Origin of the sequence: Streptomyces coerulescens, from assembly GCF_042657965.1 — a bacterium.
Classification (GTDB): Bacteria; Actinomycetota; Actinomycetes; order Streptomycetales; family Streptomycetaceae; genus Streptomyces; species Streptomyces coerulescens.
Window position 1 is genome coordinate 109617 of the sequence record NZ_JBHSKM010000012.1, and the last position, 18287, is coordinate 127903.

General features: G+C 70.4%; 13 protein-coding genes. 2 read left to right on the forward strand and 11 right to left on the reverse strand.

Annotated elements, in window-relative coordinates:
- Positions 1–84: 84 nt before the first annotated feature.
- The 3 genes from ACFPQ9_RS19960 to ACFPQ9_RS19970 form a co-directional block, all read right to left on the reverse strand.
- Positions 85–1530: an aldehyde dehydrogenase family protein gene (locus ACFPQ9_RS19960; RefSeq protein ID WP_380854654.1), complete on the reverse strand. Its 1446-nt coding sequence runs from the start codon at positions 1528–1530 to the stop codon at positions 85–87.
- Between the two features lie 362 nt (positions 1531–1892).
- A complete protein-coding gene (locus ACFPQ9_RS19965) occupies positions 1893–3572 on the reverse strand; it encodes a PucR family transcriptional regulator (RefSeq protein ID WP_380854656.1) in 1680 nt (559 codons plus the stop codon).
- Between the two features lie 166 nt (positions 3573–3738).
- Entirely contained in the window at positions 3739–5856 is a 2118-nt protein-coding gene (locus ACFPQ9_RS19970) for an ATP-binding protein (RefSeq protein WP_380854657.1), read from the reverse strand.
- Between the two features lie 241 nt (positions 5857–6097).
- On the opposite strand from ACFPQ9_RS19970, the gene gabT reads away from it, so the two are divergent.
- Positions 6098–7432, forward strand: coding sequence for a 4-aminobutyrate--2-oxoglutarate transaminase (gabT, locus tag ACFPQ9_RS19975; protein WP_380854659.1), 1335 nt, complete (start codon positions 6098–6100; stop codon positions 7430–7432).
- A gap of 471 nt (positions 7433–7903) precedes the next feature.
- Complete coding sequence (locus ACFPQ9_RS19980; RefSeq protein WP_380854661.1) at positions 7904–8458, forward strand: phosphatase PAP2 family protein; 555 nt, start codon at positions 7904–7906, stop codon at positions 8456–8458.
- Here the strand turns inward: ACFPQ9_RS19980 and ACFPQ9_RS19985 are convergent.
- The 8 genes from ACFPQ9_RS19985 to ACFPQ9_RS20020 all read right to left on the reverse strand — a co-directional run bounded on the left by ACFPQ9_RS19985 (position 8446) and on the right by ACFPQ9_RS20020 (position 18180).
- A complete protein-coding gene (locus tag ACFPQ9_RS19985) occupies positions 8446–10239 on the reverse strand; it encodes a chitinase (RefSeq protein ID WP_380854663.1) in 1794 nt (597 codons plus the stop codon). The genes ACFPQ9_RS19980 and ACFPQ9_RS19985 overlap by 13 nt on opposite strands.
- Before the next feature lie 172 nt (positions 10240–10411).
- The gene (locus ACFPQ9_RS19990; protein WP_380854665.1) at positions 10412–10855 is read right to left on the reverse strand and encodes a hypothetical protein; all 444 of its coding nucleotides are present in this window, start codon (positions 10853–10855) and stop codon (positions 10412–10414) included.
- A 128-nt stretch (positions 10856–10983) separates the two neighbouring features.
- Complete coding sequence (locus tag ACFPQ9_RS19995; protein WP_380854667.1) at positions 10984–12411, reverse strand: NAD(P)/FAD-dependent oxidoreductase; 1428 nt, start codon at positions 12409–12411, stop codon at positions 10984–10986.
- 22 nt (positions 12412–12433) lie between these two features.
- Positions 12434–13234 carry an ABC transporter permease gene (locus ACFPQ9_RS20000; protein ID WP_380854669.1) on the reverse strand — a complete coding sequence of 267 codons (801 nt, stop codon included), beginning with the start codon at positions 13232–13234 and terminating at the stop codon, positions 12434–12436.
- Positions 13235–14161 (reverse strand): ABC transporter permease, encoded by a 927-nt coding sequence (locus ACFPQ9_RS20005; RefSeq protein WP_380854671.1) that lies wholly within the window; start codon positions 14159–14161, stop codon positions 13235–13237.
- Positions 14161–15306, reverse strand: coding sequence for an ABC transporter ATP-binding protein (locus ACFPQ9_RS20010; RefSeq protein ID WP_380854673.1), 1146 nt, complete (start codon positions 15304–15306; stop codon positions 14161–14163). Before ACFPQ9_RS20010 ends, ACFPQ9_RS20005 begins: the two co-directional genes overlap by 1 nt.
- Before the next feature lie 7 nt (positions 15307–15313).
- Positions 15314–16561: a polyamine ABC transporter substrate-binding protein gene (locus ACFPQ9_RS20015; RefSeq protein WP_380854675.1), complete on the reverse strand. Its 1248-nt coding sequence runs from the start codon at positions 16559–16561 to the stop codon at positions 15314–15316.
- An 83-nt stretch (positions 16562–16644) separates the two neighbouring features.
- Complete coding sequence (locus ACFPQ9_RS20020) at positions 16645–18180, reverse strand: gamma-aminobutyraldehyde dehydrogenase (protein ID WP_380854677.1); 1536 nt, start codon at positions 18178–18180, stop codon at positions 16645–16647.
- Positions 18181–18287: the final 107 nt, after the last annotated feature.

An 18287-nucleotide genomic window follows, 5' to 3' on the forward strand; every position in this document is an offset into this window, starting at 1 on the left:
CGCATGGAAGGGGCCCGGCACCGGAAGGCATCGGTGCCGGGCCCCTTCGGGAAGCCCAGCCTAGCTGAAAATGGTTCCCATTTACTAGAGAGTGATGCCGGTGAGGACCATCACGCGCTCGTAGGTGTAGTCGTCCATCGCGAACTTCACACCCTCACGGCCGACACCGGACTGCTTGACGCCGCCGTACGGCATCTGGTCGGCGCGGTAGGACGGGACGTCGCCGACGACGACACCGCCGACCTCCAGCGCCCGGTGGGCGCGGAAGGCGGTCTGGAGGTCATGGGTGAACACACCCGCCTGGAGGCCGTACTTGGAGTCGTTGACGGCGGCGAAGGCGGCGGCCTCCCCGTCGACCTTCTGCACGGTGAGGACGGGTCCGAAGACCTCCTCGCAGGAGAGCGTGACGTCGGCGGGCACGTCGGTGAGGACGGTCGGCGCGTAGGAGGCACCGTCGCGCTTGCCGCCGGTGATGAGGGCGGCCCCGGCGGCGACCGCCTCGTCCACCCACGTCTCCACGCGCTTGGCGGCGTCCTCGCTGACCAGCGGGCCGACGTCGGTGGCGTCGTCGTTCGGGTCACCGGTGACCTGGGTCTCGACGGCGGCGACGATGCGCGGCAGCAGCCGGTCGTACACCGAGGCGTCCGCGATCACCCGCTGCACGGAGATGCAGGACTGGCCGCCCTGGTAGTTGGAGAAGGTCGCGATGCGGGAGGCGGCCCAGTCGAGGTCCTCGTCGGAGGCGAAGTCGGCCAGCACGACCGCGGCGCCGTTGCCGCCCAGCTCCAGGGTGCAGTGCTTGCGCGGCACCGAGTCCATGATCGCGTAGCCGACCTTCTCGGAGCCGGTGAAGGAGATGACCGGCAGGCGCTCGTCCTGGACCAGGGCGGGCATCTTGTCGTTCGGCACCGGCAGGATGCTCCAGGAGCCGGCCGGAAGCTCGGTCTCGGCGAGCAGGTCACCGATGATCAGGCCGGACAGCGGGGTGGCCGGGGCGGGCTTGAGGATGATCGGCGCGCCGGCGGCGATGGCCGGGGCGATCTTGTGGGCGCACAGGTTCAGCGGGAAGTTGAACGGCGCGATGCCGAGGACGACGCCCTTGGGGAAGCGCCGGGTGAACGCGAGCCGCCCCTGACCGCCGAGGTCGGTGTCGAGCCGCTGGGCCTCGCCGCCGTTGAAGCGCCGGGCCTCCTCGGCCGCGAACCGGAACACGGACACGGCACGGCCGACCTCGCCCCGGGCCCACTTCATGGGCTTGCCGTTCTCTGCGGAGATCAGCCGCGCGATCTCCTCGGTGCGCTCGACGAGACGCCGGCTGACGTGGTCGAGGGCGGCGGCCCGCACATGCGCCGGGGTCGCGGCGAACTCGTCCCGCACGGCGTACGCGGCGGCCACCGCTCCCTCGATCTGCGCGTCGGTCGGCACGCTGACCGTGCCGACGACCCGGCCGTCCCACGGGGAGGTCACATCGAAGCTGTCCTCGCCGGTGACCTGGCGGCCGGCGAGCCAGAAGGCGTGGGTGGAAGTCATAGCGATTCCCGGCCCTTCCGCGTTGGGTGTCCTGTGTGTCGTGGTCCACGGTAGGGGCGCGGGGCCGGACGGGCGTTTGTCCGGGGTGTAGTGGTGACGGGTCGGGGTTCGACGGTTTGGCACAGCAGGGGACCCACTGGGCGCCGGTCCGTGTCTTTCAGCCCGTCCGGCGTTTGAGGACACAAGCCGGTCTGCGCCCATCCAGCCCGTCCGGCGTTTGAGGACGAGGCCGTTCAGGCCGATGCGGGGGTCCGGGGGCGGCAGCCCCCGGGGACGGGACGGGACGGGACGGGTAGGGGCGGCGGGGGCGAGAAAAGCCGGGGCCGCGCCCTCCGACACACGCGCACACCCGCCCACCCCGCCTACTCCGTCGACGTCGCCTTGAGCGCCAGCCACAGCTCCATCCGCACATCCGCGTCATCCAGCGACCGCCCGAGGATCTCCTCCACCCGCCGCATCCGGTACCGCAACGTGTGCCGGTGCACCCCCAGATCCGCGGCCGCCGCGTCCCACTGCCCGTGCCGGGACAGCCACGCCCGCAGCGAGGCGACCAGATCACCCCGGCCCGTCGCGTCGTGCTCGTGCAGCGCCCGCAGCAGCCCGTCGGCGAACGCCTTCACCGCGTCGTCCGCGAGCAGCGGCAGCACGGACCCCGCGGCCAGCTGCTCGTGCTCCACGAACACCCGCCCCCGCCGCCGCGCCACCGACAGCGCCTGCTCGGCCTGCTTGTACGCCGCCGCGGCGGCGATGGGCCCGGCCGGCGCCGACAGCCCGACGACCAGCTCGTCGTCGACACCCCCGGGCTGCTCCGGCACAGGGGCTCCCCCGCGCGCCGCCTCCAGCGCCGCCGCGTACTCCGCACACGCCGAGACGGCCGCACCGCCGTCCCCCGCGAGCACCACCAGCCGCGCGGTCTCGCCCTCCCCCTCCGGCACCACCAGCACCGCCTCCCCGGCGCGGGCCGCCGCGGACTCGACGATCTCGGTGAGCGCTCCCAGCGGGTCGCCGTTCGCCTCGGCGGCCGCGACCAGCACCGCGGCGGACGCCTTGTTCAGCGCCACCCGCGACCCGGAGTCCACGACCCGCGCCGCCGACACCGACGCCGACTCGGCGACGATCATCCGGAAGGGCGCGTCCAGCAGCCCGCCGTACAGGCCCCCGGCCACGGCCCGGGCATGGTCCGGCTGACCGGCGAGCAGCATGCGCAGCACGGCCGCCCCGATCCGCTGCTCGGCCGCCTGCAGGGAGCGGGAGCGCTCGGTCGTCAGGGTCAGCAGGGCGATGGCCGAGTGCACGGCGTAGCGCTCCGCGGTGCCGAGCGCGCTCGCCGTTCCGACGGCCAGGGCCGCCCGGGGCCGCCGGCCGGTGCCCAGGCTGTGCAGTTCGACCCGGTCCTCGTTCTCCGGTCCGCCGACCACGGACGACGCGGGCGCGGGCCGCTCGCGCAGCCGCTCCACGTCGGCCGTGAGCCGTGCCGCCCGCCGCCCGGCCCACTCGGGCGCGGTCGCGACGACGGCACCGGAGGCGTCGTACAGCGCCGCCCAGCCGTCCACCTGGGAGGCCAGCGCGGACAGCAGCCCTTCGGGGCCGTCGGTCAGGGCGTGCTTGGTCAGCTCCCGCTGGGCCGCGAAGCCCGCCGTCACCGCGCGGTACTGGTCCGCCGCGATGGCCGCGGAGACCGCCTTGCTGATGGCGAGGAAGGGGGTCCGGCGGGGCACCTCCAGCAGCGGAAGGTCCTCCTCCACCGCCGCGTCGACCAGCGCCTCGGGGATGTCCTCATGGTGGACGCCGACCGCGAAGCCGAGCCCGACCACGCCCGCGCCCACCAGGCGCCGCACATAGCGCCGCATCGCCTCGGGGTTCTCGGCGTCCAGCTTCAACGCGGTGATCAGCAGCAGCTCCCCGCCCTCCATATAGGGCACGGGATCGGTGAGCTCACTGGCATGCGCCCAGCGCACGGGCACGTCCAGGCGGTCCTCGCCCGCCCGCACGGTCAGCTTCAGCGCGGAGTGATGGACGAGCGAGGAGAGCGTGGGGGGCATGCGGCCTTCAAGTCGGTGTGATCTCGGTGATCGTCGGTGTGATCTCAGTGATCGTCGGCGGGATCTGTGCGATCTCTGTGATCTTTTGGCCGCCATGTATGAACGACCTGTGTCGATTCTGCCTCACCGTACGGTCCCCGCGTGGCCTCGTGCCCGGATATCCAGGTCAGCCCCGCAGATCCACCAGGAGCGGCGGCGCATGCTCGCCCTGCACGCTGGTGAGCGAGAGCACCGCATGCCCCGGCGGCACCCCGTGCGCCAGCTCGGAGGCCGACCACCGCTCCCGCTCGACCTGCCGCACGGTGACCGCCCGCGCGGTCGGCGCCTTGCCGGTGATCACCCGGCGCACCGCGTGCAGCGCCTTGCCGGCCGGGGTCTCGGCGATGATCTGCCGGTCGGTGACGTCCCGTGCCTCGGTCCACTCCTTGCCCCACACCTCGGCGAAGTCCTGCCCGTCCCAGGGGGTGACCCCGGCCAGCGCCATCCGGCACCCGGTGGACCCCAGCAGCGGCCCGCGCAGTGGCCTAGCTACGTCGTCCAGGGTGCGCAGCGTGAGCACCGCGCCCGCGTTGCCCGACCGCAGCCGCTGGATCCCTCGCACGGCCTCCGGGGTCACGACGCCCGTCGCGTCGTCCAGCACCAGGCAGGCGAACAGCGAACGGTCCTCCCGTACCGCGACACTCGCCGTGAACTGCGCGAGCACCAGCCTCGCCAGCATCCGTGAGGCCTCGGCGTGCCCGCGCGCGGGCAGGTCGATCCGGACCCGGACGGGGTGGTCGAGGGCCTTCAGCGTGAACGGCCGCGACTGCCCGGAGGTGTCGAAGAACCCGGCGAAGGCCGGACGGTCGAGCAGCGCCACCCGGTCCGCGAGCACGGCCGCCACATCGCCGGGGTGCCCCAACTGCCGCTCCCGGGCGTCCAGTTCCCGCAGCAGCGACTCCTGCCCGGAGCCTTCCAGCGCCGTACGCAGCCCGCCGAGCGCGCCGGGCGCGCCGTCCAGCAGCTGCCGTAGCTCCGGCACGGACGGGAAGCGGTCGTGAACCGCCCGGAACGGTCCGAGGAGCTGCGCCAGCACGGTCGTGGAGCGGCGGCTGTCGCTGCCCGGATGCGGGTCGGCGAGGTCGCCGACGAGCGCCTCGGCGAGCACGGCGGCGGCCTCGTCGGGGTCGTTGGTGCCGCCGTACAGGTCCAGGTCGTAGACCGACTCCGGGTTCCCGATCCGTACGACGACGTCGAACGCGTCGGCCGGTCCGAGCCCGGTGCCCGCCGCGCCGACCACGACGACGGAGGCCCGCCCGGCCAGCGCGTGCAGACACAGCGACTCGGCGAGCGGGCGCACGACGGTGCCCGTCTTGCCGGACCCGGCCGGCCCGACCACGAGCAGGGAGGTGCCGAGCAGATCGGGCCCGAGGCCGAGTCCGGTGCCGCGGTAGGCGTACGGATTGCGCGGGTCGTCGGCGGTTGTGCCGAGCCGCACCTGGCCGCTGACGAGGTCGTGCCGGGCGACCCTGGCGGACAGGTCGCGCTCTCCGGAGGGGTGCAGACAGGCGGCGGCGCCGTCCTTGAGCACGGCACCGCTGAAGGTGGGCAGGTCGTGCCGCCCGGTGCGCACGCCCTGCCACGCCCGGACGATCCGGGCGTAGTCGACGTCCCGCATCAGCCCGGACCGGGCATCGGCGGCCAGCCGCTCGGCGGCGTCCGCGGCCCCGGCGGCACGCAGCGCGGGCCAGGACGCGGGGTCCTGCTCGGGAGCGGGCGCCCGCTCGGCCACGGGGGTGGCACGCCGCCAGGCGGGCGGACCGAAACGGCGCCAGACCTCGCCCCAGCGGCCGAGGCGGCCGACGGCGAGCATGATCGCGAGGGCGATGAGGGTGTAGTAGCCGTACCAGAGGAAGGCATTGCCGACGCGGTCGTTGTTCTCGCGCCATGAGTCCGGGGTGAACAGCTCCAGGGGCAGCACCCACCAGCCGCCGAGATAGCCGTTCCACAGCAGCGACCAGAGCAGCCACCCGCACAAAAACGCGATCAGCGCCCCGCTCAGCAACTGTCGTGTCGGGATCTGCTCGGGCTCCTGGTCCGGCCGGGGCACATGTCCCAACCGCCATACACCGGGTGCCGCCTCCGGCCGCGGCGCCCGCAGCCAGGTCAGGAACTCCGAGCCACCGGGCACCGGCGCCGCCGACGGCACGGGCGGCGCCGAGGGCCTCGGTGGTACAGCGGAGCGTGTTCGCGGCACAGGAGTCGCGTGTGTGCCCCGCGCGTCCCGCGTCCCGTCGCTGTCCATCGCCCTTGCCCCCTGACCAGCCGTTCCGTCCGTGCCATCCACCATCAGCGAGTCAATCTAGTGCCCTCCGAGGGGGAGTTCACCGCTTACACGGCCGGGTGTCTTCACGGACGCCATGTCCACCACGGACAACCGGCGCCGCCGACAACGCCCACATGGAGCATGCCCACCCCCCACTCCCCGCCCTAGCCTGCGAGAAAAGAAGCAAGACAAGCGTCAGCAAAACCCCCAGGAGCCCCTCATGAGCGCAGTTCCGCAGGAGCGCCGCGTCGTCACCGCCATCCCCGGTCCGAAGTCGCAGGAGTTGCAGGCCCGCCGTACCGCCGCGGTCGCGCAGGGCGTGGGCTCCGTGCTGCCCGTCTTCACCGCGCGCGCGGGCGGCGGCATCCTCGAGGACGTCGACGGCAACCGGCTCATCGACTTCGGTTCGGGCATCGCGGTGACCAGCGTCGGCGCCTCCGCCGAGGCCGTCGTACGCCGGGCGTCCGCCCAGCTCGCGGACTTCACCCACACCTGTTTCATGGTCACGCCGTACGAGGGGTACGTCGAGGTCGCCGAGGCCCTCGCCGAGCTGACGCCGGGCGACCACGCCAAGAAGTCGGCCCTGTTCAACTCGGGCGCCGAGGCCGTCGAGAACGCCGTCAAGATCGCCCGTGCCTACACCAAGCGCCAGGCCGTCGTCGTGTTCGACCACGGCTACCACGGCCGGACCAACCTCACCATGGCGCTCACCGCCAAGAACATGCCGTACAAGCACGGCTTCGGCCCGTTCGCGCCCGAGGTCTACCGCGTCCCGGTCGCCTACGGCTACCGCTGGCCGACCGGTGCGGAGAACGCCGGCCCCGAGGCCGCCGCGCAGGCCATCGACCAGATCACCAAGCAGGTCGGCCCGGACAACGTCGCCGCGATCATCATCGAGCCGGTGCTCGGCGAGGGCGGCTTCATCGAGCCGGCCAAGGGCTTCCTGCCCGCGATCCGCCAGTTCGCCGCCGACAACGGCATCGTCTTCGTCGCCGACGAGATCCAGTCCGGCTTCTGCCGTACCGGCCAGTGGTTCGCGTGCGAGGACGAGGGCATCGTCCCCGACCTGATCACCACCGCCAAGGGCATCGCCGGCGGTCTGCCGCTGGCCGCCGTGACCGGCCGCGCGGAGATCATGGACGCGGCGCACGCCGGTGGCCTCGGTGGCACGTACGGCGGTAACCCCGTCGCCTGCGCCGGTGCGCTCGGCTCCATCGAGACGATGAAGGAGCTGGACCTCAACGCCAAGGCCAAGAACATCGAGGCGATCATGAAGGCCCGCCTGGGTGCCATGGCCGAGAAGTTCGACATCGTCGGCGACGTCCGCGGCCGTGGCGCCATGATCGCCATCGAGCTGGTCAAGGACCGCGCCACCAAGGAGCCGAACCCGGAGGCCACCGCCGCCCTGGCCAAGGCCTGCCACGCCGAGGGCCTGCTGGTCCTGACCTGTGGCACCTACGGCAACGTGCTGCGCTTCCTGCCCCCGCTGGTCATCGGCGAGGACCTGCTCAACGAGGGCCTCGACATCATCGAGCAGGCCTTCGCCCGCATCTGAGGTCACAGCGAAACCACTGGTGGGAGCAGGGGTTCCCACCCCTGCAACCCCATGCGCCCCAGCCCTGACGACTCCGTCGATTCCGGGGCTGGGGCCGCCTTAGTCAGAGCGTGTGAAGAAGGTGTGCGAGGTGGATGTCAGGACGCGATTCCGTCTGTCTAACGCCTTCGCCCTGTCGTAGGTTCTAACCAGATGAGAGATACACCCCGCCCAGAGGGGACTCTGGGCGACATCAGGCCGCGGCCTCCCCAGCTTCGACCTGGTCGTGCCCTCGCGCACACACCCGGAGCTTCCGGCTCCGGATCTCCTCACCGATCGGACAGTCGCCCGCCCCAAACCCCCCGGGGCGCGCGGCCTTCCGATCCGGACGGCCGCCTCGGAACTACCCCCCCTGTTCCGGGGCGGCCGACCTCCCTCTTTCTCCTTCTCGGGCTTCCGGCCCTTCTCTTCGCGCTCATCACCTGGCAGGTGATGGCCGACGGCCGGCTGGTCGACCTCGACGAGGCGGCCAGCCGGGCCCTGACACACCCCGACCGTCTCTCCGAACTTCTCGCGGACCTCGGCAACGTGCCGGTCGCGGTGCCGGTCCTCGCGGTCGTCCTGGTGTACGTCACCCGGCGGCATCGCCGCACCGGTACAGACCACTGGTGGCGGCCGGCCGTCGCCGCGGCTGTGCTGATGGTCCTGGTCCCGGCCCTGGTCGTCCCTCTCAAGGTGTGGACCGACCGCCCCGGCACCCCGGCCGTGCCGCCCGCCACCGGCTACTACCCGTCGGGCCACACGGCCACGGCGGTCGTCGCGTACGGCGCCGCGGCCCTGCTCCTCCTTCCCTGGCTGCGCTCCGCGCCCGCCCGCCGCACCGTCCTCACCGTCTGCGCCGTCCTCAACCTGTGCGTCGCCTTCGGTCTGGTCCGGCGCGGCTACCACTGGCCACTGGACGTGGTGGCGAGTTGGTGCCTCGGCACGGTGCTCATCACGCTGCTCTGGCTGTACCTCGCCCGCGGCAGTCGTTCTCAGCCGAAGTAGCCGTCGAACGTCCGCTGGAACTCCCAGTTCGAGTAGCGGTCCCAGTTGATCGACCACGTCATCAGGCCGCGCAGCGTCGGCCAGGTGCCGTGGGTGCTGTACGAGCCGCAGTTGGTCTTCTTGGTGAGGCAGTCGAGCGTCTTGGTGACCTCGGCCGGGGGGACGTGGCCGTTGCCCGCGTTGGTCGACGCCGGCATGCCGATGGCGACCTGGTCGGGGCGCAGCGGCGGGAAGACGTTGTTCGCGTTGCCGGCGACCGGGAAGCCGGTCAGCAGCATGTCGGTCATGGCGATGTGGAAGTCGGCGCCGCCCATGGAGTGGTACTGGTTGTCCAGGCCCATGATCGGGCCCGAGTTGTAGTCCTGGACGTGCAGCAGCGTCAGGTCGTCGCGCAGGGCGTGGATGACCGGGAGGTACGCCCCCGCCCTCGGGTCCTGGCCGCCCCACTGGCCGGTGCCGTAGTACTGGTAGCCGAGCTGGACGAAGAAGGTCTCCGGGGCCATCGTCAGCACGAAGTCGTCACCGTACTTGGCCTTCAGGGTCTTCAGGGCCGAGATCAGGTTCACGATCACCGGGGTCTTCGGGTTCTTGAAGTCCGTGTCGTCGGCGTTCAGGGAGAGCGAATGGCCCTCGAAGTCGATGTCCAGCCCGTCGAGGCCGTACTCGTCGATGATCTTCGAGACGGACGACACGAAGGTGTCCCGGGCCGCCGCGGTCGTCAGCTGCACCTGGCCGTTCTGGCCGCCGATCGAGATCAGGACCTTCTTGCCGGCCGCCTGCTTGGCCTTGATCGCCGCCTTGAAGTCGGCGTCGGACTCGACGTTCGGGCACTCGGCCACCGAGCAGCGGTCGAAGCGGATGTCCCCGGAGGTGACCGAAGTGGGTTCGCCGAAGGCCAGGTCGATGACGTCCCAGCTGTCGGGGACGTCGGCCATGCGGGTGTAGCCGGAGCCGTTGGCGAAGCTGGCGTGGAGATAGCCGACGAGGGCGTGCGCCGGGAGGTCGGAGCCTCCGTCGTCCGGTCCCGCGATGGTCGTGGCGGTCACCGTGGCCGACTTCGCCGATTCGCCCGCGTCGTTCACCGCGGCGACCTGGAAGCCGTACGCGGTGGAGGGTGAGAGCCCGCCGACGGTCGCCGAAGTGCCGGTCACCGTCTGGACCTTGGCGCCGTCGCGGTAGACCGCGTAGCTCGTCGCGCCCGCCACCGGTGACCAGGACAGGGCGATGCTGGTCGCGGCGATCGTGCCCGTCTTCAGACCGGTCGGCGCCGCGGGCGGCTGTCCGGCGTCCACGCCGGGGCCGACCAGGGAGATGTCGTCGGCCTGGTAGGCGCCGGTGCCGTACCAGCCGTGGGTGTGGATGGTGACGCGGGTGGTGGACGGGCCGGTGCGGAAGGTGGTGGTGAGCTGCTGCCAGTTGGGGGCCGACTGGGTCCAGGTGGAGACGTCGGTGGTGCCGGTGCCGCTCGCGCCGAGGTAGACGTAGGCGCCGCGGACGTATCCGGACAGCGTGTACTGGGAGTCCGGTTTCACGGTCACCGTCTGCGCACACCGGGCGTTGTCGGACCCGGCCGGGGTGGCCTGGAGCGCCGACGTGCCGCTGCGGACGGGGGAGTTGACGGTCGTACCGGCCGTGCAGGTCCAGCCGTCGAGGCCGGACTCGAAGCCGCCGTTGCGGGCGAGGTCCGCGTCGGCCGCACGGGCGGCCGACGAGAGCGCGGTGAGACCGGGCAGGGTCAGTGCCGCGGCGAAGAGGAAGGCGAGGGATCTGGAGCGGTCCACAAGTGCCTCCGGGGCTGGGGGATTTGGAGGGGTGGAGCGCACTCAACTTGGTCCAGACCAATCCGGTTGTCAAGATATTCGGCGGCCGGGCAACGCCGTTAGGGGCGCGGGGAACTGCGCGACCAGCCATGATGCACCCGCAGCCGACGGACCACCCATCGCGGCACCTCCCTCAGTCGTCGGCCAAGCCGGCGGCAGCCTCATGCATGGCCAGCTCGAGCAGCGCCGGATCCGTCAGGGTCCCCGTGCCGTCCGGCGCGACCAGCCAGCGCACCCCGCCGGTGGAGCGGCCCGGGTACGGCACGACGATCCACGTGCCCGCCCCCGCCGTACGAATGCCCGTGCCGAGCCAGCGGGCGGCCGTGCCCGGCGGCACGAAGAAACCCATCCGGGAGTCGCCGAAGTCGACCAGGACCGGTCCGAGTTGGTCGATGATGCGGGTGAGGACATCGAGCGTGGGGTAGCCGAGCTCACCCGGCAGGATGAGCACGTCCCAGGCCTTGCCGGCGGGCAGCAGCGTGACCCCGAGGGGATTGCGCTCCCACTCCCAGCGGCAGGCCTCGGGATTCGGTGCCACGGACGCCAGCCACTCGACCGCCGTTTTCGCCCCTGTCATGACGGTGACCTCCCTTTCTGTCGTGGACGCCGTTCGCGTCACGAGGGAGAGGGAGGTCACCCGGCGGGCATTACGCGAGTTCTCGCGACCAGTTCAAAGTGTTCCAGGTCACATTCGCTCACGGCTCGTCAGCTGTCGAAGCCCAGCCCCAGCCTGTCCATCGCCTTCAGCCACAGATTGCGCCGCCCGCCGTGCGCGTCCGCACGGGCCAGCGACCACTTGGTGAGGGCGATACCGGTCCAGGCGAAGGGCTCGGGCGGGAACGGCAGCGGCTTCTTGCGGACCATCTCCAGCTCGGTGCGCTCCGTGCGCTCCCCCGCCAGCAGGTCCAGCATCACGTTCGCGCCGAACCGGGTCGCACCGACACCGAGCCCCGTGAAGCCGGCCGCGTAGGCCACCTTGCCCTGATGGGCCGTGCCGAAGAACGCCGAGAAGCGCGAGCAGGTGTCGATCGCGCCGCCCCACGCGTGCGTGAAGCGCACGCCCTCCAGCTGCGGGAAGCAGGTGAAGAAGTGCCCGGCGAGCTTGGCGTACGTCTCCGGGCGGTCGTCGTACTCGGCGCGCACCCGGCCGCCGTACGGGTAGATCGCGTCGTAGCCGCCCCACAGGATGCGGTTGTCTGCGGAGAGGCGGAAGTAGTGGAACTGGTTCGCCGAGTCGCCGAGGCCCTGGCGGTTCTTCCAGCCGATCGACGCGAGCTGCTCGTCGGTGAGGGGCTCGGTCATCAGGGCGTAGTCGTAGACCGGGACGGTGTAGGCCCGTACGCGCTTGACCAGGTTCGGGAAGATGTTCGTGCCGAGGGCGACCTGGCGGGCGCGGATCCGGCCGTACGGGGTGCTGACGGCCATGCCGGCGCCGTACGGCTTCAGGGTGAGGGCGGGGGTGTGCTCGTGGACGCGGACGCCGAGGTCCTGGCAGGCCCGCTTCAGGCCCCACGCCAGCTTGGCCGGGTTGACCATGGCGACGCCCCGGCGGTCGTAGAGGCCGGCCTGGAAGGTCGGTGAGTCGACCTGCGCCCGCACGGCCTCGGCGTCCAGGAACTCGATGCCGTCGGCGAGGCCCTTCTCGCGCAATTCCTTGTACCAGTCGCGCAGCTCCGACGCCTGGTACGTCTCGGTGGCGACGTCGATCTCCCCGGTGCGCTCGAAGTCGCAGTCCAGGGAGTAGCGGGCGACCGCGCTCTCGATCTCGTCGAGATTGCGGGTGCCCAGCTCCTCCAGCTTGTGGATCTCGTCCGGCCAGCGGGCGAGCCCGTTGGGCAGCCCGTGGGTGAGGGAGGCGGCGCAGAAGCCGCCGTTGCGGCCGGAGGCGGCCCAGCCCACCTCACGGCCTTCGACCAGGACGACGTCCCGCTGCGGGTCGCGCTCCTTGGCGATGAGCGCGGTCCACAGTCCGCTGTAGCCGCCGCCGACGACCAGCAGGTCACAGGTCTCGGCGGTGGTGAGGGCGGGCTCGGGGTGGGGTCGGCCGGGGTCGTCCAGCCAGTACGGGACCGGCTGGGCTTCGGAAAGGGATGTGTTCCAGTTGGTGCCACGACTCATGGCGCTTGGGGCCATGATTTCAACTCCCTACAGGGGTTTATGCCTTTTGCTTGGTACGGCGATTACTGATGGCCATGGAGACCAGGACGAACAGTACGGCGATGATGAACATGGCCGTACCGATGACATTGATCTGAACGGGCGTTCCGCGCTGGGCCGAGCCCCAGACGAACATCGGGAAGGTGACGGTGGAGCCCGCGTTGAAATTGGTGATGATGAAATCGTCGAAGGAGAGCGCGAAGGCGAGCAGCGCGCCCGCCGCGATACCGGGGGCGGCGATCGGCAGGGTGACCCTGACGAACGTCTGGACCGGGCCGGCGTACAGGTCCTGCGCGGCCTGCTCCAGTCTCGGGTCCATCGACATCACGCGTGCCTTGACGGCGGTGACGACGAAGCTCAGGCAGAACATGATGTGCGCGATGAGGATCGTCCAGAAGCCGAGCTGAGCACCCAGGTTGAGGAACAGGGTGAGCAGCGAGGCGGCCATGACGACCTCGGGCATCGCCATCGGCAGGAAGATCAGCGAGTTCACGGCGCCGCGGGCGCGGAAGCGGTAGCGGACCAGCGCGAAGGCGATCAGGGTGCCCAGCAGGGTGGCGCCGATCGTCGCCCAGAACGCGATCTGAAGGCTGACCGACAGCGAACCGCACATGTCGGAGACCCCGCACGGGTCCTTCCAGGCGGCCGTGGAGAACTCCTGCCATTCGTAGTTGAAACGCCCCTTCGGTTTGTTGAAGGAGAAGATCGTCACGACGACGTTGGGCAGCAGAAGATAAGCAAGCGTCAGCAGTCCCGCGATGACGACGAGATTGCGCTTGAGCCAGTTGACGACGGTCATTTAAACCAGATCCTCCGTGCCGGACCTGCGGATGTAGAACGTCACCATGACGAGGATGGCGGCCATGAGGATGAAGGAGAGGGCCGCGGCCGTCGGATAGTCCAGGATCCGCAGGAACTGCGTCTGGATGACGTTGCCGACCATGCGGGTGTCGGTGGAACCCAGCAGGTCCGCGTTGACGTAGTCACCGGCCGCCGGGATGAAGGTCAGCAGGGTGCCGGAGACGACGCCCGGCATCGACAGCGGGAAGGTGACCTTGCGGAAGGTGGTGACGGGCTTGGCGTACAGGTCGTTCGCCGCCTCGTGCAGACGTGGGTCGATGCGCTCCAGCGAGGTGTAGAGCGGCAGGACCATGAACGGCAGGAAGTTGTACGTCAGACCGCAGACCACCGCCAGCGGCGTGGCCAGCACACGGTCGCCCTCGGTCATGCCGAGCCAGGTCGTGACGTCCAGGACGTGCAGCGTGTTCAGGGCTCCGACGACCGGGCCGCCGTCCGCGAGGATCGTCTTCCAGGCGAGGGTCCGGATCAGGAAGCTGGTGAAGAACGGCGCGATCACCAGGATCATGATCAGGTTCCGCCAGCGGCCCGCGCGGAAGGCGATGAGGTACGCCAGCGGGTAGCCGAGGAGCAGACACAGGATGGTCGCCGAGCCGGCGTAGAGCACCGAGCGCAGGAACTGCGGGTAGTACTCGGACAGGGCGTCCCAGTAGGTCGCGAAGTGCCAGGTGACCTTGTAGCCCTCCTCCAGGGAGCCCGTCTGCACGGACGTGGAGGCCTGGTAGATCATCGGCAGCGCGAAGAAGATCAGCAGCCAGAGGATGCCGGGGAGCAGCAGCCAGTACGGCGTCCAGCGGCCCCTTTTGCGCGGCGGCCTGGGCTCTTCCGGAGTCGGCGCCAGGGGTGGCGCCTCGGTGACTGTCGCCATCAGACCGCCGCCTCGTCCTGGATGCCGGCGTCGATGTCCTGGGCGGCGTCGAGGCCGAAGGTGTGCGCCGGGTTCCAGTGCAGGACGACGTCGGCGCCGGGCACGAGCCGGGTGTCGCGGTCGATGTTCTGGGCGTAGACCTCGAACTCGGGACAGACGGGGCTGTCGACGACGTACTGCGTGGAGACGCCGATGAACGAGGAGTCCGCGATCTTGCCGGATATGCGGTTGCGGCCCTCGGGTATCTCGCCCGCGTCCTCTGCGGGGATGAGGGAGATCTTCTCGGGGCGCACGCCGACCAGGACCTTGCCGCCGGTCGTCGTCGGTGCGCTGCACCGCGCCGCGGGCAGGACCAGCTTGCCGCCGCCCGCCTTCAGCACGATGTCGTCGCCGTTCTTGGTGTCGACCTCGGCCTCGATGAAATTGGAGGTGCCGAGGAAGTTGGCGACGAAGGTGGTGCGCGGGTTCTCGTAGAGGTCGGTCGGGGAGCCGAGCTGCTCGACGCGGCCCGCGTTCATCACGGCGACCGTGTCGGCCATCGTCATGGCCTCCTCCTGGTCGTGCGTGACATGGACGAAGGTGATGCCGACCTCGGTCTGGATGCGCTTGAGCTCCAGCTGCATCTGGCGGCGCAGCTTCAGATCGAGGGCGCCGAGGGGCTCGTCGAGGAGGAGCACCTTGGGGTGGTTGATGAGCGCGCGGGCGACGGCCACGCGCTGCTGCTGGCCACCGGACAGCTGGTGCGGCTTCTTGCGGGCCTGTTCCCCGAGCTGCACCAGGTCCAGCATCTCCTCGACCTGCTTCTTCACCGACTTGATGCCGCGCCGGCGCAGGCCGAAGGCGACGTTCTCGAAGATGTCGAGGTGCGGGAAGAGCGCGTAGGACTGGAAGACCGTGTTCACGGGCCGCTTGTACGGCGGGAGCGCGGTCACGTCCTGTTCGCCGAGATGGACGGTGCCGCCGCTGGGCTCCTCCAGACCGGCGATCATGCGCAGGGTGGTGGTCTTGCCGCAGCCGGAGGCGCCGAGCAGGGCGAAGAAGGAGCCCTGGGGCACGGTCAGGTCGAGCGGGTGCACGGCGGTGAAGGAGCCGTAGGTCTTGCTGATGCCGGAGAGGCGGACGTCGCCGCTGGTGTCGTTGGTCATGGTGTGGTCACGCCCCTGTGAGCTTCGCGAACTTCTCTTCGTAGGCCGTCTCTTCCTTCGAGCTCAGTGAGCGGAAGGCGCGGGAGGCGGCCTGCATGGCCTTGTCGGGGAGGATCAGCGGGTTGTTCGCCGCGTCCTCGTCGATCTTCGCGAGCTCTTCCTTCACGCCCTCCACCGGACAGACGAAGTTGATGTAGGCGGCGAGCTCCGCGGCGGCTTTCGGCTCGTAGTAGAAGTCGATGAGCCGCTCGGCGTTCGTCTTGTGACGGGCCTTGTTGGGGACGAGCATGTTGTCGCTCGACGTCATGTAGCCGCTGTCCGGGATCAGGAAGTCGATGTCCGGGCTGTCGGCCTTCAGCTGTACGACGTCACCGGCCCAGGCCAGACAGGCAGCGAAGTCGCCGCTGCTGAGGTCGGAGGTGTAGTCGTTGCCGGTGAACCGGCGGATCTGCTTGTTGTCGACGGCCTTCTGAAGCCGGGCGACGGCGGCGTCGTAGTCGTCGTCGCTGAACTTCGCGGGGTCCTTGTCCATGTCGAGCAACGTCATCCCGATGGTGTCGCGCATCTCGGTGAGCAGCCCGACCCGGCCCTTGAGCTTGGGGTTGTCGAGCAGGTCGGAGAGAGTCTTCACCTCGACGCCGTCGAGCGCCTTCTTGTTGTAGGCGATGACGGTCGAAATGCCCTGCCAGGGATACGAGTACGCCCGTCCCGGGTCCCAGTCGGGGTCGCGGAACTGCTGCGAGAGGTTGGCGAAGGCGTGCGGCAGGTTGGACGGATCCAGTTTCTGGACCCACCCGAGGCGTATCAGGCGGGCGGCGAGCCAGTCGGTGAGGACGATGATGTCGCGGCCGGTGTCCTGGCCGGCGGCCAGCTGCGGCTTGACCTTCCCGAAGAACTCGTTGTTGTCGTTGATGTCCTCGGTGTACTTGACCTTGATGCCGGTCCGCTTCGCGAACTCCTCCAGCGTCGGATGCCGCTTGCCGCTGTCGTCCACGTCGATGTACTCGGTCCAGTTGGAGAAGTTGACCTGCTTCTCCTCGGCCGAGTGGTCCTCGGAGGAGGTGCCGCCCTCGGTCTTGCCGGCCGCGGGGATCCCGCAGGCACTGAGCGTGCCCAGTCCGCCCACCGCGAGCGCGCCGCCCGCGGAGGCGCGCAGCAGGCTACGGCGGGTCATGGCGGCCCGGCCGTTGCGCAGGCTGCGCCGCATGGCGGCCACTTGGGCCGGGGAAAGGCGGTCGGGCTCGTACTGCTCCATGCGCTTGGTGCCCTTTCGGGAGGGGGACGGCCGGGCGCGGGTCGGACGCCCGGCCGTGCCTGCTGATCTGGTGCCTGTCCGGTCTAGCGGTCCCCGAAGACGGTGCGGTGCCAGTCCTTCGCGGCGACCGCGGTGTTGTCGAACATGACGTGCTTGATCTGGGTGTACTCCTCGAAGGAGTACGCGGACATGTCCTTGCCGAAGCCGGACGCCTTGTAGCCGCCGTGCGGCATCTCGCTGATGATCGGGATGTGGTCGTTGACCCACACGCACCCCGCCTTGATCTCGCGCGTGGCACGGTTCGCCCGGTAGACGTCCCGGCTCCACGCGGAGGCGGCCAGCCCGTACGGGGTGTCGTTGGCGAGCCGGATCCCCTCATCGTCGCTGTCGAACGGGAGAACGACCAGGACCGGACCGAAGATCTCGGACTGGACGATCTCGCTGTCCTGGGCGGCGTCGGCGACGAGCGTGGGCAGATAGTACGCGCCGTTCTCCAGCTCTCCCTTCGGTGCGGCGCCACCGGTGACCACGCGCGCGTAGCCACGCGCACGCTCGACGAAGCCGGCGACCCGGTCGCGCTGGACGTGGGAGATGAGCGGCCCGAGGTCGGTGCCCGCGGCGAACGGGTCGCCGAGCCGGACGCTCTCCATCAGCGCGGCGGTGCGCTCGACGAACGCCTCGTACAGCGGCCGCTGCACATACGCGCGCGTGGCGGCCGTGCAGTCCTGCCCGGTGTTGATGAGCGAGCCCGCGACGGCACCGTGGGCGGCGGCTTCGAGGTCGGCGTCGTCGAAGACGACGAACGGAGCCTTGCCGCCGAGTTCGAGATGGATGCGCTTGACGGTGGCGGTGGCGATCTCGGCGACGCGCCTGCCGACGGCGGTGGAGCCCGTGAAGGAGGTCATGGCGACGTCGGGATGCCCGACGAGATGCTCACCGGCCTCCTTGCCCGTCCCGGTGATGATGTTGACGACCCCGTCCGGGATCCCGGCGTCGGTGGCTGCCTGGGCGAAGAGGAGCGAGGTGAGCGGGGTGAGCTCGGCGGGCTTGAGCACGATGGTGTTGCCCGCGGCGATCGCCGGCAGGACCTTCCAGGCGGCCATCTGGAGGGGGTAGTTCCAGGGCGCGATGGACCCGACGACACCGATCGGCTCACGGCGTACGTACGACGTGTGGTCCCCGGAGTACTCCCCCGCGGACTGCCCCTGGAGATGACGGGCGGCACCGGCGAAGAAAGCGGTGTTGTCGATCGTCCCCGGGACGTCGAACTCACGCGTCAGCTTCAGCGGCTTCCCGCACTGCAGGGACTCCGCACGGGCGAATTCCTCGGCGCGTTCGGCGAGCACGGCGGCGAAACGGTGCAGCGCGTCGGAACGCTCGCCGGGGGTGGCGCCGGCCCAGCCGGGGAAGGCGGCGCGGGCGGCGGCGACCGCCGCGTCGACGTCATCCGCACCGGCCAGGTCGTACGTGTACACCTCCTCGCCGGTGGCAGGGTCGACGACGGCGTGCGTACGCCCCGAGGTCCCCTTCGCCGCCCGGCCCGCGATGAACTGCGCGCCGTCCGCGAAGCGGTCCTGGGCCGGGAATCGTTCCGGGGTGACGGTGCCCGGGTTGTGCATGTCGCTCCCTCCGTGCCCCATCAGGGGCCGGCGTGGCTCAGGCTCGATTTGAGTGCCGATCCTGACAGAGCAGCAGGACTCCAACAAGTGATTCCGTTGTTGCCTTT

Bases quoted from the DNA above. Each gene is read 5' to 3' on its own strand.
- ACFPQ9_RS19995 (WP_380854667.1), bottom strand. From the start codon at position 12,411: ATGGCCCCAAGCGCCATGAGTCGTGGCACCAACTGGAACACATCCCTT.
- ACFPQ9_RS20000 (WP_380854669.1), bottom strand. From the start codon at position 13,234: ATGACCGTCGTCAACTGGCTCAAGCGCAATCTCGTCGTCATCGCGGGA.
- ACFPQ9_RS20015 (WP_380854675.1), bottom strand. From the start codon at position 16,561: ATGGAGCAGTACGAGCCCGACCGCCTTTCCCCGGCCCAAGTGGCCGCC.
- ACFPQ9_RS19965 (WP_380854656.1), bottom strand. From the start codon at position 3,572: ATGCCCCCCACGCTCTCCTCGCTCGTCCATCACTCCGCGCTGAAGCTG.
- ACFPQ9_RS20010 (WP_380854673.1), bottom strand. From the start codon at position 15,306: ATGACCAACGACACCAGCGGCGACGTCCGCCTCTCCGGCATCAGCAAG.
- ACFPQ9_RS19980 (WP_380854661.1), top strand. From the start codon at position 7,904: ATGGCCGACGGCCGGCTGGTCGACCTCGACGAGGCGGCCAGCCGGGCC.
- ACFPQ9_RS20005 (WP_380854671.1), bottom strand. From the start codon at position 14,161: ATGGCGACAGTCACCGAGGCGCCACCCCTGGCGCCGACTCCGGAAGAG.
- gabT (WP_380854659.1), top strand. From the start codon at position 6,098: ATGAGCGCAGTTCCGCAGGAGCGCCGCGTCGTCACCGCCATCCCCGGT.
- ACFPQ9_RS20020 (WP_380854677.1), bottom strand. From the start codon at position 18,180: ATGCACAACCCGGGCACCGTCACCCCGGAACGATTCCCGGCCCAGGAC.
- ACFPQ9_RS19970 (WP_380854657.1), bottom strand. From the start codon at position 5,856: ATGGACAGCGACGGGACGCGGGACGCGCGGGGCACACACGCGACTCCT.
- ACFPQ9_RS19960 (WP_380854654.1), bottom strand. From the start codon at position 1,530: ATGACTTCCACCCACGCCTTCTGGCTCGCCGGCCGCCAGGTCACCGGC.
- ACFPQ9_RS19990 (WP_380854665.1), bottom strand. From the start codon at position 10,855: ATGACAGGGGCGAAAACGGCGGTCGAGTGGCTGGCGTCCGTGGCACCG.